Origin of the sequence: Sphingobium sp. LMA1-1-1.1 (assembly GCF_040676365.1) — a bacterium.
Classification (GTDB): domain Bacteria; phylum Pseudomonadota; class Alphaproteobacteria; order Sphingomonadales; family Sphingomonadaceae; genus Sphingobium.
Genome location: NZ_JBEGHS010000001.1, coordinates 617370 through 632953, shown reverse-complemented (window position 1 = coordinate 632953; position 15584 = coordinate 617370). Strand labels below are relative to the sequence as shown.

Annotated in this window: 14 protein-coding genes, 1 tRNA gene and 1 other RNA gene; 12 read left to right on the top strand and 4 right to left on the bottom strand. The window is 64.6% G+C overall.

Features of this window, described 5'->3' with window-relative positions:
• Positions 1–45: 45 nt before the first annotated feature.
• The 12 genes from MRBLMA1_RS03095 to MRBLMA1_RS03040 all read left to right on the top strand — a co-directional run bounded on the left by MRBLMA1_RS03095 (position 46) and on the right by MRBLMA1_RS03040 (position 10135).
• Positions 46–1089: a cysteine desulfurase family protein gene (locus tag MRBLMA1_RS03095; RefSeq protein WP_363734953.1), complete on the top strand. Its 1044-nt coding sequence runs from the start codon at positions 46–48 to the stop codon at positions 1087–1089.
• Positions 1086–2174 (top strand): cysteine desulfurase family protein, encoded by a 1089-nt coding sequence (locus MRBLMA1_RS03090; protein ID WP_363734952.1) that lies wholly within the window; start codon positions 1086–1088, stop codon positions 2172–2174. The genes MRBLMA1_RS03095 and MRBLMA1_RS03090 overlap by 4 nt, the downstream gene beginning before the upstream one ends.
• Positions 2175–2242: 68 nt before the next feature.
• Entirely contained in the window at positions 2243–2578 is a 336-nt protein-coding gene (locus tag MRBLMA1_RS03085) for a 2Fe-2S iron-sulfur cluster-binding protein (protein WP_133654664.1), read from the top strand.
• A 14-nt stretch (positions 2579–2592) separates the two neighbouring features.
• Entirely contained in the window at positions 2593–3510 is a 918-nt protein-coding gene (gene blaSGM, locus MRBLMA1_RS03080; RefSeq protein ID WP_363735386.1) for an SGM family class A beta-lactamase, read from the top strand.
• Between the two features lie 132 nt (positions 3511–3642).
• An RNA gene (gene ffs, locus MRBLMA1_RS03075) (signal recognition particle sRNA small type) lies at positions 3643–3740 on the top strand.
• A gap of 105 nt (positions 3741–3845) precedes the next feature.
• The gene (locus MRBLMA1_RS03070) at positions 3846–5456 is read left to right on the top strand and encodes a DNA polymerase III subunit gamma/tau (RefSeq protein ID WP_363734951.1); all 1611 of its coding nucleotides are present in this window, start codon (positions 3846–3848) and stop codon (positions 5454–5456) included.
• Positions 5453–5776 (top strand): YbaB/EbfC family nucleoid-associated protein, encoded by a 324-nt coding sequence (locus MRBLMA1_RS03065; RefSeq protein WP_363734949.1) that lies wholly within the window; start codon positions 5453–5455, stop codon positions 5774–5776. Before MRBLMA1_RS03070 ends, MRBLMA1_RS03065 begins: the two co-directional genes overlap by 4 nt.
• Positions 5777–5906: 130 nt before the next feature.
• Entirely contained in the window at positions 5907–8303 is a 2397-nt protein-coding gene (gene lon, locus MRBLMA1_RS03060; RefSeq protein WP_363734948.1) for an endopeptidase La, read from the top strand.
• Between the two features lie 176 nt (positions 8304–8479).
• Positions 8480–8752, top strand: a complete 273-nt coding sequence (locus MRBLMA1_RS03055) for an HU family DNA-binding protein (RefSeq protein ID WP_007688799.1) — start codon at positions 8480–8482, stop codon at positions 8750–8752.
• Positions 8753–9032: 280 nt separating this feature from the next.
• A tRNA-His gene (locus MRBLMA1_RS03050) sits at positions 9033–9109 on the top strand.
• Positions 9110–9243: 134 nt separating this feature from the next.
• Complete coding sequence (gene hisI, locus MRBLMA1_RS03045) at positions 9244–9615, top strand: phosphoribosyl-AMP cyclohydrolase (protein WP_363734947.1); 372 nt, start codon at positions 9244–9246, stop codon at positions 9613–9615.
• The gene (locus MRBLMA1_RS03040; RefSeq protein ID WP_363734945.1) at positions 9602–10135 is read left to right on the top strand and encodes a hypothetical protein; all 534 of its coding nucleotides are present in this window, start codon (positions 9602–9604) and stop codon (positions 10133–10135) included. The genes hisI and MRBLMA1_RS03040 overlap by 14 nt, the downstream gene beginning before the upstream one ends.
• A 32-nt stretch (positions 10136–10167) precedes the next feature.
• On the opposite strand, the gene MRBLMA1_RS03035 is transcribed toward MRBLMA1_RS03040, so the two are convergent.
• The 4 genes from MRBLMA1_RS03035 to MRBLMA1_RS03020 form a co-directional block, all read right to left on the bottom strand.
• Complete coding sequence (locus MRBLMA1_RS03035; RefSeq protein ID WP_363734944.1) at positions 10168–11379, bottom strand: MFS transporter; 1212 nt, start codon at positions 11377–11379, stop codon at positions 10168–10170.
• Between the two features lie 117 nt (positions 11380–11496).
• A complete protein-coding gene (locus MRBLMA1_RS03030; protein ID WP_363734943.1) occupies positions 11497–12171 on the bottom strand; it encodes a L,D-transpeptidase family protein in 675 nt (224 codons plus the stop codon).
• 148 nt (positions 12172–12319) lie between these two features.
• Positions 12320–14587, bottom strand: a complete 2268-nt coding sequence (locus MRBLMA1_RS03025) for an NADP-dependent malic enzyme (protein ID WP_363734942.1) — start codon at positions 14585–14587, stop codon at positions 12320–12322.
• Between the two features lie 10 nt (positions 14588–14597).
• Positions 14598–15521, bottom strand: a complete 924-nt coding sequence (locus tag MRBLMA1_RS03020; protein ID WP_363734940.1) for a LysR family transcriptional regulator — start codon at positions 15519–15521, stop codon at positions 14598–14600.
• Positions 15522–15584: the final 63 nt, after the last annotated feature.

Here is a 15584-nt window from a genome sequence, read left to right as displayed (position 1 = left end):
TAGAAGTCGCCACCATTTCCGCAATCAATGAGTCTTCCCAGATCCGTGGCTTCCAACCGTCTCTATCTGGATCATGCCGCCACCACGCCGATCCTGCCCCAGGCGAGGGCAGTGATGGTCGAGGCGCTGGCGAACTGGTCCAATCCATCCAGCCCGCATGGCGACGGCCGCGCCGCCCGTGCCGCGCTGGAGGATGCGCGGCGGCGCATCGGTGCCGCGCTGGGATGGGGCGGGCAGATCATCTTCACCTCCGGCGCGAGCGAAGCGATCGCCATCGCGCTCGGCCGCGTCAAGGCGGACCGAGTCCTGACCTCGCCGGTGGAGCATGATTCGGTCCTGCGCGTCACCCCGCATGCCGAACGGTTGCAGGTGGACGCGAATGGGCTTCTTCGTCTTTCCCATCGGCACGGGGATGAAGGGCGTAAGACCATCCTCGCCATCCAGCACGTCAACAATGAGACCGGCGTCATCCAGCCTCTCGATGCGCTCGACCGTGAAGGCGCGCTCCTCTTCGCGGACTGCGCCCAGAGCGCGGGCAAGCTTCCCCTCCCCGATGCCGACATGATCGCGATCAGCGCGCATAAATTCGGCGGCCCTCCGGGCATAGGCGCGCTGCTGATCAAGGATCTTGCCCTGATCCATCCCAGCGGCGGCCAGGAGCAGGGCTATCGCCCCGGCACCGAAAACCTGCCCGCCATCCTCGCCATGGCGGCGGCGCTGGAGGCGCGCGAGGACTGGCTGCCCAAAGCGGCGACCCTTCGCGCCAGGCTGGACGCCGCCATCGAGGCATCCGGCGGCGAGATCGTCGCTCGCGACGCTCCGCGCATCCCTGCCATCGCCAGCTACCGCATGCCCGGCCTGTCCGCTCGCGCCCAACTCATCCAGTTCGACCTTGCGGGCATTTCCGTTTCGGCGGGCAGCGCCTGTTCTTCGGGCTCGCTCAAGACCAGCCATGTCCTCCACGCCATGGGATGGGACGATGCGCAGGCGGGCGAAGTCGTCCGCGTCAGCTTCGGCCCGGATACCGGCGAGGCGGAGGTGGATCGTTTCGCCGCGGCCTGGACATCGATGGCGGCGCGGGCGCGATGACGATCTATCTCGATTATCAGGCGACGACGCCTCTCGCGCCCGAAGCTTTCGACGCGATGGTTCCGCTGCTCCGCGACCAGTTCGCCAATCCGCACAGCCCCCACCGGCTGGGCCGGGCGGCCACCGCGCAGGTGGAACTGGCCCGCGAGGAAATCCTGAGGCTGCTGCCGGAGGGCGGGCGCCTGATCTTCACCTCCGGCGCGACGGAAGCGCTCAACCTGGGTATTCAGGGCGCACCGGTGGGGGGCATCGTCACCATCGCGACCGAACATGCCGCCGTCCTCGACACGGTCGACGCGTTGCGCAGGGGCGGGCGGGACGTCACGATCCTGCCGGTTCGCCATGACGGCATCGTCGACCTTGAAGAGGCAGCCAGGGCGATCCAGCCCGGCACGGCGCTCGTCGCGGCCATGCTGGTCAACAACGAGATCGGCGTTATCCAGCCTGTCGCGGAACTCGCGGACCTTGCGCGCACGGCTGGCGCGCTGTTTCTCTGCGACGCCGTTCAGGGCTATGGCCGGGTGCCTGTCCCATCCCGATGCGACATGATCGCGATCAGCGCCCACAAGATCCATGGGCCCAAGGGCGTCGGTGCGCTCTGGCTGCGCGACGACGTGGCCCTGGCGCCCATCATCCACGGCGGCGGGCAGGAGGGTGGCCTGCGTTCGGGTACCCTTTCGCCGGCCCTGTGCGCCGGCTTCGGCGTCGCTGCGCGGCTGATGCGTGAACGGGCGGAAAGCGACCGCCTTCATGTGGAAGCGCTCTGGACCGCTGCTCGCGATCTCTTCTCCCAATGGACGCTCAACGGCAGCGAAAATTTGCGCTATCATGGCAATCTGAACCTCCGTCGTTCAGGAGTCGACGGTGCGCGGCTGTTGTCGGAATGCCGTGATGTCGCTTTTTCGCTCGGCAGCGCTTGCGCAAGTGGGTCCGGGCGGCCTAGCCATGTTCTGCGCGCACTCGGCCTTTCAGATGCGGAGGCGCGCGGATCGGTGCGGATCGGCTTTGGCCGGTACACGACGCTGACCGAATTGGAGGATGCTGCGGAAACAATGAACAGGGCAGCCCAAATATGGGCGCCTTGAGGCATGGTGCGGAAAAGCGGAAAACCGTTTGCGCCCCATGTGACACCATAAAGCGGGGAACGCATATCATGACCAGGGTCGTCTTCGTCAGCGCCGATGGAGAGCATAAGCAGGAGGTCGAAGCGCCGACGGGCGCCGTGCTGCTGGAGGTCGCGCAGGCCGCAGGCCAGCCGCTCGAAGGCACTTGCGAGGGGCAGATGGCCTGCTCGACATGCCATGTCATCGTCGACGCCGCAGATTTTCCGAAGCTCAAGCGGGCGAGCGAGGATGAGGAAGACATGCTGGACCTTGCCGCCGCCGCTACCCGCACCAGCCGGCTGTCCTGCCAGATCGTACTGGACGAAAAGCTCGACAGCCTGACGGTCCGCATTCCGGGCGAATCCTACAATATGCAGGGAATGTGAGCTTGCCAAAACGCTTGATCCCTGCGGTTCTGCTGCTCGCCGCGCCGGCGTCCGCGCAGCAGGAAACCCCGCGACCATCGCTCCTGCCGCCCGCCCCTCGCTATATAATAAGCGAATCCGCGCTGGCGTCTGTCCGCAATCCCAAGGAGATTGAGAGCGCGACCGGCGGCCGGCTGGGCGTGGCGCTGGTGGACAGCAAGGGCGCGTTGATGCTGGGCTTCAACCCGCACGAGCGCTTCGCCATGTGTTCGACCTTCAAGGCACCGCTCGCCGCTGCCGTGCTGACCGGCGCGGAAGGCGGCAAGTTCGGGCTGGAGGGACAGATCAGCTTCAGCAAGGCCGATCTTCTGGATTATGCCCCTGTCGTGAAGGCGAACCTCAAGCGCGGCCGCATGTCGATGGAGGAACTGGCGGCGGCAGCGGTCGAGGTCAGTGACAACAGCGCGGCCAACCTGTTGCTGCCCATGGTCGGCGGGCCGGAAGGCCTGACCCGTTTCATCCGCGCCCATGGCGACATGGTGACCCGGCTCGATCGTAACGAGCCTTCGCTCAATCAGAATGTCGAGGGCGACGAGCGCGATACGACCAGTCCGGCCGCCATGGCCGGCCTGATGGGCCGCCTGATCTTTCGCGACCTCGCGCCGGGCAGTGCCGAAAAGCTGCGCGGCTGGCTCGATGCCAGCACAACCGGGGCCAATCGGATCAAGGCAGGCCTGCCCAAGGGCTGGACCTCGGGCAGCAAGACCGGAAGCTGTGGCACCGCCTATAATGACGTGGCGCTGGTGAAGGCGCCGTCGGGCGAGGAATATGTCCTCGCCATCTATCTCGATCGCCCGACGGTGGATGCGAAGGCCGCCGAAGCCGCCATCGCCGAAACGGCGCGCGCCGCGCTTGATTTTGTGGGGAAGGCGCAGAAGACGGGATTGGAATAAGCCGGCGAGAAGGCGCGCGACCATCGTTTCAGGAACCATCCTGCTCCTGCGAAGGCAGGAACATGTCTCATTTGGAAGCCGCAACGATTGCGCCACCCCTTGCCATCCCTTCCACCTTTCGCCATATGCCGCGCCGGGAGTCGGGCGGGCGTAGTCGTCGCGAACCTGGTCAGGTCCTGACGGAAGCAGCCACAGTGATTTCGCTGCGGGTCGTTCCGGCTCCCACCTCCATCCAAATTCCGTTGGGCCCGGGCTTGTCAAAGCCCTGTTCTTTTCTTTCCACGAAGTCAGGACAGCGCTTCGACAAGCCCGGCGCGAACGGTTAGAACATCGAAATGTCCGATTCCCCCCAGCCCTATCGCGTGCTCGCGCGCAAATACCGCCCGCGCAATTTCCGGGAACTGATCGGGCAGGACGCGATGGTGCAAACGCTGGGCAACGCGATCCGGCGTGGACGCCTGGCCCACGCCTTCCTGATGACCGGGGTGCGCGGCGTGGGGAAAACCTCGACCGCGCGCCTGATTGCCAAGGCGCTGAACTGCATCGGCCCCGACGGGCAGGGCGGCCCCACCATCGATCCCTGCGGCGTCTGTGAGCCATGCAGGGCGATTGCGGAAGGTCGCCATATCGACGTGGTCGAAATGGACGCCGCCAGCCATACCGGCGTCGACGATGTGCGGGAGATCATAGAGGCTGTGCGCTACGCCGCGGTCTCGGCCCGCTACAAGATCTACATCATCGACGAAGTCCACATGCTCTCGAAGAACGCCTTCAACGCGCTTCTGAAGACGCTGGAGGAGCCGCCGGCGCATGTGAAATTCCTCTTCGCCACGACGGAGGTGAACAAGGTGCCGGTGACGGTGCTGTCACGATGCCAGCGTTTCGACCTGCGCCGTATCCCCGCCGAACTGCTGGCCGCCCATTTCGCCCATGTGGTGGAGGCGGAATCGGTCGCCGCCGAACCCGATGCGCTGGCGCTGATCGCCCAGGCTGCCGAGGGTTCCGCGCGGGATGGCCTGTCGATCCTGGATCAGGCCATCGCCCATGCCGAAATGGGTGACGGCGCCCCGCTCGTCACAGCCCTGCAGGTCCGCGACATGCTGGGTCTTTCGGACCGGGGGGCCACGCGCCGTCTCCTGGGCCTGCTGCTGGAGGGGGACACCGGCGCGCTGCTGGGCGCGGTGCGTGACCAATATGCGCTGGGGGTCGAGCCGCTTTCGCTGATGCGCGGCCTGCTGGAACTGGTTCATGCGGTTACGCTGGTGAAGGCTGGCCGCGACATCGCCAGTCCGGGCCAGTCGGCGGAGGAGCGCGAGGCTTTGGCCGATTGGGCGTCGCAACTCGGCTTCGCGCAGCTTCACCGCCTCTGGCAGTTGCTGCTGAAGGGCCATGACGAGGTCGCCAGCGCCACCCTGCCGATCGAAAGCTGTGAAATGGCGCTGCTGCGGGTGATGCATGCCGCAACCATGCCCGATCCGGGAGAGATCGCACGCCTGCTCCGCACTGGCGCGTCCGCTGCTGCTGATCCGGGTCAGGCGCCGGTTGCCGGCCCTGTCGGCTCGCCCGCCGCGAAGCTGCCAGGCAGTTTTGAGGATCTGATCGAGGCCTTCTGGCAACGGGGCAAGGGGCAATTGGCGCAGGAACTGCACGATTGCATCGGCCTTGTCCGTTATGCCGCGCCGGAACTGGATTACGTCCCGACGCCCTCGCTGCCGTCCGATTTCCTCGCCCGCCTGAACCCGGCGCTGCGCGAGGTGACCGGCACGGCCTGGCGCGTCAGTGCGGTCGACGGTCCCGCCGCGCCGACGCTGCAGGAACAGGACATGCGCAAGGCGGCGGACGCCCGCGCGGAAATCATGGAAACCCCGGTGGTCAAGGCGGCGCTCGCCGCTTTCCCCGATGCCGAGCTTGGCAATGAGCTCGAACAATGGAGCGCAGAGCGATGAAGGATCTGAACGAAATATTGGGCATGGCGAACCGCGTGCAGGAGGAACTGCAACGCGCCCAGGAAAATCTCGACAAGCTGGAAGTCGAGGGCAGCGCCGGCGGCGGGCTGGTGAAGGTCCGCGCTTCGGCCAAGGGGCGCATATTGGGCGTCGCCATCGACGACAGCCTGCTTGCCGTATCGGAAAAGCAGATGCTGGAAGATCTCATCACCGCCGCGTTCAACGATGCGCGCAAGAAGGCGGACGAAGTCTCCAGCGCCGAAATGGGCAAGATGACCGCCGGCCTGCCTCTGCCGCCCGGCTTCAAACTGCCTTTCTGATCGCAGCGATGCCGGGGATCAGCCTTTATTCATGATTGCGATCCCATAACGCGTGATTGAACCATGCGGTGATCGTCCCCATAAAGGCGATGAACCGCATGACTGGGTGGATTCTCACCCCGGAGAGTGAATGACTACGCAATATCCCCTGCTTCCCCTGCGTGACATCGTCGTCTTCCCGCAGATGATCGTGCCGCTGTTCGTGGGCCGCGACAAGAGCGTGGCCGCGCTCGAATCCGCGATGGAAGGCGACAAGGAAATCTTCCTCGTGTCCCAGCTCGACCCGGCGGAGGATGATCCGGGGCAGGATTCGCTCTACGACACCGGCGTCATCGCCGTGGTGCTGCAATTGCTGAAGCTGCCCGACGGTACGGTCCGCGTGCTGGTGGAGGGCAAGCAGCGTGCCCGCCTGGACGGCATGGCGCAGGCCGGTGGCCATTTGATCGCCGGCGTGACCGCGGTTGAAGAAATCGCCGCTGAAGGTCCGGAAGCCGCAGCGCTGATGCGGTCAGTCGCCGAACAGTTCGAAAACTATGCCAAGCTCAACAAGAAGCTGCCGGCGGAAACGCCCGTGCAACTTCGTGAGATCGAGGATGCGGGTCGTCTGGCCGACGCCGTTGCCGCCAACATCAACGTCAAGGTCGCCGACAAGCAGTCGCTGCTGGTCGAGGCCGACCCGGTCAAGCGCCTCGAAATGGTCTTCGCCTTCATGGAGGGCGAACTGGGCGTGCTTCAGGTCGAGAAGAAGATCCGCGGCCGCGTGAAGCGGCAGATGGAGAAGACCCAGCGCGAATATTATCTCAACGAACAGTTGAAGGCGATCCAGCGCGAACTGGGCAATGGCGATGGCGAGGAGGGCGACGAACTCGCCGAACTGACCGAGAAGATCGCCAAGGCCAAGCTCAGCAAGGAAGCCCGGACGAAGGCAACGGCGGAGCTCAAGAAGCTGAAGGGCATGCAGCCCATGTCGGCCGAAGCGACGGTCGTGCGCAATTATCTCGACGTGCTGCTGGGCCTGCCTTGGGGCAAGAAGGGGAAGGTCAAGACCGACCTCAAAAAGGCGCAGGCGATCCTGGACGAGGATCATTTCGCGCTGGAGAAGGTCAAGGACCGGATCATCGAATATCTCGCCGTGCAGGCGCGCACGAACAAGCTGAAAGGGCCGATCCTCTGCCTCGTTGGTCCTCCGGGTGTCGGCAAGACCTCGCTCGGCCGCAGCATCGCCAAGGCCACTGGCCGCGAATTCGTGCGCCAGTCGCTGGGCGGCGTGCGTGACGAGGCGGAAATCCGGGGTCACCGCCGCACCTATATCGGCTCGCTGCCGGGCAAGATCGTAACCAACCTCAAGAAGGCCGGGACGATGAACCCGCTCTTCCTGCTGGACGAGATCGACAAGCTGGGACAGGATTTCCGCGGCGATCCGGCTTCTGCTCTGCTGGAGGTGCTCGACCCCGAACAGAACAGCAAGTTCCAGGATCATTATCTGGAAATCGACGTCGATCTTTCGGACGTGATGTTCGTGACGACGGCCAACTCCTTGAATTTGCCGCAACCTTTGCTCGATCGCATGGAGATCATCCGCCTCGAGGGCTATACCGAGGATGAGAAGGTAGAGATCGCGCAGCGGCACCTGCTGCCCAAGCAGATCGACGCCCACGGCCTCAAGGAAGGCGAACTGGACGTCAGTGAAGAGGCGGTGCGCGACCTCATCCGCTATTACACGCGCGAAGCCGGCGTCCGCACCCTGGAACGGGAAGTGGCACGTCTCGCCCGCAAGGCACTGCGCAAGATCCTTGAAGGCGTCTATGACAAGGTGACGATCACGCCGGAGAATCTCGCTGATTATGCCGGCGTGCGGAAGTTCCGCCACGGCGTGGGCGAGGAAGAGCATCAGATCGGCGCCGTGACCGGCCTCGCCTGGACGGAGGTGGGCGGCGAACTGCTGACCATCGAAGCCGTGACCGTGCCGGGCAAGGGCGCGATCAAGACCACAGGCAAGCTGGGCGAGGTCATGAACGAGTCGGTTCAGGCCGCCTTCTCCTATGTGAAGGCGCGTTCGCCCGGTTATGGGATCAAGCCCAGCATCTTCACGCGCAAGGACATCCACATCCACCTTCCCGAAGGGGCCGTGCCCAAGGATGGCCCATCGGCCGGCATCGGCATGGTGACGGCCATCGTGTCGACGCTGACGGGCATTCCGGTGCACAAGGATGTGGCGATGACCGGCGAAGTGACCCTGCGTGGCCGGGTACTGCCCATTGGCGGCCTCAAGGAAAAGCTCCTGGCGGCGTTGCGCGGCGGCATCAAGACGGTGCTCATCCCGGCGGAGAACGAGAAGGATCTTGCGGAGATTCCCGCCAATATCAAGGAAGGGCTGGAGATCGTCCCCGTATCCCATGTGGACGAGGTGCTGGCCCGCGCCCTGATGAGCAAGCCGGAGGCGATCGCCTGGACCGAGGAGGATGATCTCGCCGCCCAGCCGAGTCCGGCGCAGGGGCGGGATGGGGAAGCCTCCATTCGGCATTGATATGGATCAGGAAAGCGGCCTGGGCGGGCTGATCGGCGGGGATTTACCATAAAATCTCGCCAGACTGGCTGCTGACGCCGCTTTCCCTTTGACAAGGCCCGAAAGCTGGGCCTTATTGCGCCGCCTACGCCGCGATTCCTAAACTATCCAAACAGCTAGAAGGGGGTTCCCAAGGCATGAACAAGCAGGATCTTATCAGCGCAGTCGCTGAAAGCAGCGGCCTTTCAAAAAGCGACGCAAGCAAGGCTGTCGAGGGCGTTTTCGACGCCATCACCGGAGCCCTGAAGAAGGGGGACGAAGTCCGCCTTGTCGGTTTCGGCACTTTCTCCGTTTCTCAGCGCAAGGCCTCGACCGGCCGTAACCCGCGCACGGGCGAGACGATGACGATCAAGGCTTCGGCCCAGCCGAAGTTCAAGGCCGGCAAGGGCCTGAAGGATTCGGTAAACTAAAGGGCTCAAGGGGCGCTTCCTCGTGGGCGTCCCATTTTGATTCCAAGCCGGCATCGCGGTTGGCGGAAGTTTCTGTTGGAGAGATTGCCGGATTGAACGCAGCAGGGGCGACGGTTCCCATGCGCGCTGATTTTCCGGGCATGAAAAGGGGTGGAGAGCGTCAGGCTCTTCGCCCCTTTTTCTTTTTATTTCGGTGTCGCTGATTTTTCGCCATGAGGTCGCTTGACGGCGCGGGATGGGCCGCATATGTGGCCTTCTCTCAAGGGGCACAGCCCCTGTGGCGATCGTAGCTCAGTTGGTTAGAGCGCCGGTTTGTGGTACCGGAGGTCGCGGGTTCGGATCCCGTCGATCGCCCCATTTTCCTCTTGGAAGCCCTATTGGGCAGGCACGGCTTCTTCCATTTGCGTCGGGCTGGTCGAAGAGTTGTTCGTCTCCCGCCTCTCCATCATTCAGGGCTTCGCACGGGCGTTGCAGCCCTCTATAGCCCGCTCATGGACGAAGCGCGCGACAAGGGCCTGACCCTCAATCCGAAATATGACAGGGACGGCCTGATCACTGCCGTCGTGACCGATGTGGAAAGTGGCGAGCTGCTGATGGTCGCGCATATGAATGCCGAAGCGCTGCAACTCACCCGCGATACCGGCCTCGCGCATTTCTGGTCGCGCAGCCGCCAGGCGCTGTGGAAAAAGGGCGAGACGTCCGGCCATATGCTCCAGGTGCGCGATCTCCGCATCGATTGCGATCAGGACGCCGTCTGGGTAAAGGCCGCGCCTGCCGGTCCCACCTGCCACACCGGCGCGCGTTCCTGTTTCTTCCGCCGCATCGGTCCGAAAGGCCTGGCACCTGTCGATGCGCCGAACTAGTCTTGCCCTGTTGCTTCTGCTCGCGGCGTGCCAGCGTCAGGCGGGCTCCGCGCCGGGGCCGCGGGATACTGGAATTCAGACCAGTTCGGGCCTGGAGCGCGCCGCCATCGAAACCGGCGTAATCGCGGACGCCGCCAAAGTGCCGCCCGTCGGCCTCTACCAGCGAAAACATGAATCTGGACGCGATGCGCTCTGCGTAATCCCGGCAAAGAATGGCGATTATCGCTTCGGCCTGGAAGCGACCTTCGGGGAGGACCAGAGTTGCGCGGGCGCAGGCACGGCGCGAAGGGCAGGCGACAAGCTGATACTCAGCTTTTCCCGCAGCGATCATTGCATCGTGGTCGCCCAATATGACGGCGATCAGCTGTCATTGCCCGGCGTGGTCGACATGAAATGCACGGAACTCTGCAGGGGACGCGGCTCGCTGGAAGGCGTCAGCTTCCCCCGCGTGGCGAGCGATGCCGCCTCGGCCCTCAACGCGCGTGACAGCCGTGGCGGGCAGCTATGCGAAGCTGATTAAAGCGTCCCCGGAAAAGTAGAAGCCGGCTCGGCTCACTCGCAGGCCACGGCCACCAAGGACAAAGACCTCCGGCGCAGGTCAAGCGCCAGAAGGAAGATCGCAAGGCCACCCAGGGAGAGGCCCGCACCGATCCACCCGGTCGAGGTCAGGCCATAGCCTGCCGATATCGCCAGCCCGCCCAGCCATGGTCCCAGCGCATTGGCGATGTTGAAGGCGCTGTGATGCGCTGCCGCCGCCAGCGTCTGCGCATCGTCCGCCACATCCATCAGCCGCGTCTGCAGCACGCTGCCCAATCCCCCGCCGCAGCCGATCATGAAGATCACCAGCGTCAGGCTCCAGATATTTCCAGCCATCAGCGGGAAAAGGGCAAGGGACGCCGCACTCCACAGCAGCACGATGATCCCGGTTCTGCCCTGCGCCCGGTCCGCTGCCCACGCCGCCCCCAGATTGCCGATCGTCATGCCGATGCCAAAGACCGCCAGCACGATCGGCACGAACCGCTCCGACACATGGGTCACCGAAATCATGGTGGAGGCCAAATAGGTATAGACAGCGAACAGCCCGCCAAAGCCGATGGCGCCGGTCAGCAGCGTCAGTAGCACCTGGGGCTTCCTGAGGGCGCCCAACTCCCGCATCGGACTGGCTTGCGGATCGCCCGCGTCGCGCGGCGCATATAATGCGACCAGCGACATGGTGATCATTGCCAGCACCGCCACGATGCCGAAACCCCAACGCCATCCAAGCGCCTGTCCCATCCAGTTTGCAACCGGCACGCCGATCACGGTCGCGACGGTCAGCCCGGTCATCACGCGCGCCACCGCCAATGCACGCCGGTCGCTCGGCACCAGCGACGCCGCCACCAGCGCCGCCACGCCGAAATATGCGCCATGGGGCAGGCCGCTCAGGAAGCGGAACAGCAGCATGGTGGCATAATCAGGCGACAGGGCGCTCAATCCATTGCCGATGGCGAACAGCGCCATCAGCCCGATCAGCAGTGTTCGCCGTGGCAGCCTTGCGCCCAGCACTGCGATCACCGGCGCGCCGACCACCACGCCCAGCGCGTAGGCGCTGATCGCATGGCCGGCCATTGGTTCGCTGATGCGCAGATCGCTCGCAAAGAAGGGCAGCAGGCTCATCGCTGCAAATTCGGTCGTGCCAATGGCGAAGGCACCCATGGAGAGCGCAAGAATGACGAGCGCGGGGTGAACGGAGCCGGAAGAAGGGGGACGGCTGGCCTGCGCCATTGGCTGCTCCATGTTGCGATGCGATGGGAATGAGGCCCGCACATGATAACGTTATCTGCGAAAATCAAGCCGCATGGAGCGTGACTTTATTGCAGGTGCAATGATGGCCCGCGCAACTCAGGCGGCGGGTTTGGCATGGCTGGTATCCAGCATCCTGCCATTGGTGATGACGACCAGGTCGCCCAGCTTCGTCACGCCGAACAGCCTTTTCGCAAAGGGCTTGGGTACGCCGATGCAGCCATGGGTGGCATAGCCCCAACGAACGTCGCTGCCATGGATCGCGACGCCGTCGCTGGTCAACCGCAGCGTGTAGGGCATGGGCGCATTGTTGTAGGTTCGCGAATAATGATCGGCGTCCTTTTCGATGACAGGAAACGCGCCCAGCGGACTGGGCTTGTCATCCGCGCCATAAAGGATGACCGCCGATCCGATCTCATAGCCTGCGCGGAAGACCGACAAGGTCTGCGCCTTGAGATCGACGGTGATGATGATCCGTCCCGTCGCGGGCGCGCCGCTTTCGTTCCAGACATAATCGCCGTGGCGGAAGGGGCCGTCTATGGCCAGCACCCGTTTGACCATGAGCGCCTGGGGATCGACCGCTACGGGCTGGGCACGGGTGCGTTCGGCCGCCTTGGCCGCCTTGACTGGCTTTGGCTCTTTTGTGGGAGCGCTTTCAGTTTCAGGCGGAGGCAGGTCGCGCCCGCGGCCGAGGGAAAGCCCCAGCACCAGCATTACCGCCGCTGCGCCGCCCCCGATCGCCAGCTTGACTCCAGTCGAAACCTGTCCCGCCATGAACCTGCCACTACCCGATCATCGTCATCCCGCCCGGAAGGGCGCATTCTCCCGACCGTTTCCGGCAGGGATCGACGGGAACCGGCTCCACCCTTGGGGCGGTACCGGTCCATTGCCGGCCAAGCCATGGCAGGAAAAGGTTAAGGCTTCAGCCTTCCCGCTCGACCTCCGCCGCCGCGATGGCGGTCAGGTTCAATATGCCGCGCGCCGTCACGCCGGGGGTCAATACATGGATAGGCTGCTTCAGCCCCACCAGCATCGGGCCTACCGTGGGCGAACTGGACGAAGCCGACAGCGCCGTCAATGTGATGTTCGCCGCGTCGAGATTGGGCATGACTAGCAGGTTGGCTGGCCCCTCGAACCGCGAATCCGGGATCAGCCGCTCGCGCAGTCCCTGGCTGAGCGCTGCATCGGCATGCATCTCTCCGTCGACCATCAGGTCGGGCGCGGCCTTCTTCACCAGCTTGATCGCTTCGCGCATCTTGCGCGCACTGGGCGAATGGGATGCGCCGAAATTGGAGTGGGACAACAGCGCCACCCGCGGCGTCAGGCCGAAATGCCTGAGTTCCGTCGCGCCGAGCAGCGCCATTTCCGCGATCTGCTCGGGCGTTGGATCGGGCACCATATGGGTGTCGGTGATGAACAGCGCGCCCGCGTCCAGGATCAGCCCCGACAGCGCATAGACCCGGCTGTTGCCGGGCGTGCGATCGATGATGCGCAGCACATGCTCGACCTCGCCCCAATATTCGCTGTTGCCGCCCACCAGAGCGGCATCCACCCGCCCGGTGCGCAGCAGCATGGCCGCCGTCACGCTGGGCCGGCGATAGACATGGCGGACCACCTCTGCCGACGAAACACCGCGACGCGCCGCGACGGCGCGATAGGCCTCCACCAGTTCGCCCATCAGCAGATGGTCGGTTTCGGGATCGACCACCTCGACATCCCGGTCCAGTTCGAAGCTCAGTTCAAGGTTCGGCAGTTTCTGGTTCAATATCCGCCTGCGCGCGACGATGACCGGGCGTACGATGCCTTCTTCCAGTGCATCCTGAATGGCGCGCAGCACGCGCTCATCCTCGCCCTCGCCATAGGCGATGCGCCGCTGCGTTCCCCGCGCCGCCTCGAACACCGGCAGCATCAGCTGGGCCGAGCGCGTATTCTGCTGCATGAGCTGGCGCTTATAGGCTTCCAGGTCGAGCTGCTTCTTGGCGACGCCGCTGTCCATCGCTGCCTTCGCGACGGCGCAGGCGATCTCCGCGATCAGGCGTGGGTCGAAGGGGGTGGGGATGATGTAATCAGGACCGAAGACCAGCTTGCGTCCGCCATAGGCCTGGGCGACGCTGTCATGGGCGGGCATCCGGGCGAGGTTGGCGATGGCGTCGGCGGCGGCGACCTTCATCGCCTCGTTGATCTCTGTCGCCCGCGCATCCAGCGCGCCCCGGAAGATGTAGGGGAAGCAGAGGACGTTGTTGACCTGGTTGGGATAGTCCGACCGTCCCGTGGCGATAATGGCGTCAGGCCGTGCCTCCCGTGCCACTTCCGGGCGGATTTCCGGCTCCGGATTGGCGAGCGCGAAGATCAGCGGATTAGGCGCCATCAACGGCAACCATTCGGGCTTCAGCACGCCCGGCGCCGACAGGCCCAGGAACAGGTTCGCGCCAGGCAGCACGTCGGGCAACGTCCGCGCATTAGTGGTGCGGGCATAGCGGGCCATGTTCGGCAACATGCCCTCGCGCCCCGAATGGATCACGCCGTCCTTGTCGGTCAGCGTCACATTCTCGATTGGCAGGCCCATGGACACCAGCAGGTCGACGCAGGCCAGCGCCGCCGCGCCCGCGCCGGACGTCACCAGCTTGGCATCGGCCAGCGTCTTGCCCTGCAATACCAGCGCGTTGCGGACGGCCGCCGCAACCACGATGGCCGTGCCATGCTGGTCATCGTGGAAGACCGGGATCTTCATCCGCTTCTTCAGTTCCGCCTCGATGGCGAAACATTCGGGCGCCTTGATATCCTCCAGGTTGATGCCGCCGAAGGTCGGCTCCAGCAGGGCGACGGCCTCGACGAACTTCTCCGGGTCCGTGGTGTCGACCTCTATGTCGAACACGTCGATATCGGCGAATTTCTTGAAGAGGACCGCCTTGCCCTCCATCACCGGCTTGGATGCCAGTGCGCCGATGGAACCCAGGCCGAGCACCGCCGTGCCGTTGGAGATCACCGCGACCAGATTGCCCCGCGCGGTGTAGTCCATCGCCTTGTCGGGATCTTCGGCAATGTCGACGCAGGGCGCGGCGACGCCGGGCGAATAGGCCAGCGCCAGGTCGCGCTGGTTGACCATGCGCTTGGTCGGTTCGATCCTCAGCTTTCCGGGTTGAGGATAGCGGTGATAGTCTAAGGCGGCGCGCCGGGTGTTTTCGTCCATGAAAGGCCCCTTAAAGCCGGTTTTCAGCCGGAGCAATGCCCGACCGTTCCCATGGCGGGCTGGGAGCATAGAGCCCGACCAGGAAATCTACGAAGGCCGCGATGGCGAGCGGTGGATTATTCTGCGGCAGATGAACGGCATAAAGGCCGACGTCCACAGATCCCTCATGATCCGGCATGATCTGTCGAATATCCCCATGCTCCAGCGCGTCGCTGACGTCCCAGAGCGAACGCAACGCGATGCCCACGCCCGAAAGCGCCAGTTCCCGCACCATTTCGCTGCTGTTGGTGCGCACATGGCTGGTCCCTTCGATCGAGACCGGCCCCCTCGGCCCCAGCAGCCGCCAGGGCAATTGCCCTTCCGCCGCCAAGAGGCGATGCCGGCGCAGGTCGGCCGCCGTCTCGGGCACGCCGAAACGGGCCAGATAGCGCGGTGCCGCGCACAGCACGCGCCTGTTGGTCGCCAGTCGCCGGGCGGCAAGGCCGGACCCCGGATCCGCCGTGATGCGGATGGCCACGTCGGCGCGCGTCGCCACCAGGTCGGCATAATCGTCCGACAGATCGATCTGCATGCGCACCTTGGGATGGGCTTCCAGAAACCGGCCCAGATAGGGCGCGACATGCATCCGCCCGAAGGATGTGGGCGCCGACACGCGCAATGTCCCAGCCGCCTCTGCCGAAGCGCCGGATACGCGTCGTTCCGCCTCGTCAAGCGCGGCCATGATCGCCCGCAGATCCTCGTGCAGTCGCTCGCCCGCCGGGGTCAGCGCCAGCCGCCGCGTCGTTCGATGGATCAGCCGCGTCCCCAGCCTCTCCTCCAGCCGGACCAGCCGCTTCGACACCATGGCGGGCGAGACATTCAGCCTTCTTCCCGCCGATGCCATGCCGCCTTCCTCGACGATGGTCGCGAAAAGGTCGTAATCGGGGTCCATCATTTGTTTCACCAGAGGAAAATCTGAATTCGAATAATATCGTCTACCGAACATAATGCGACGCGT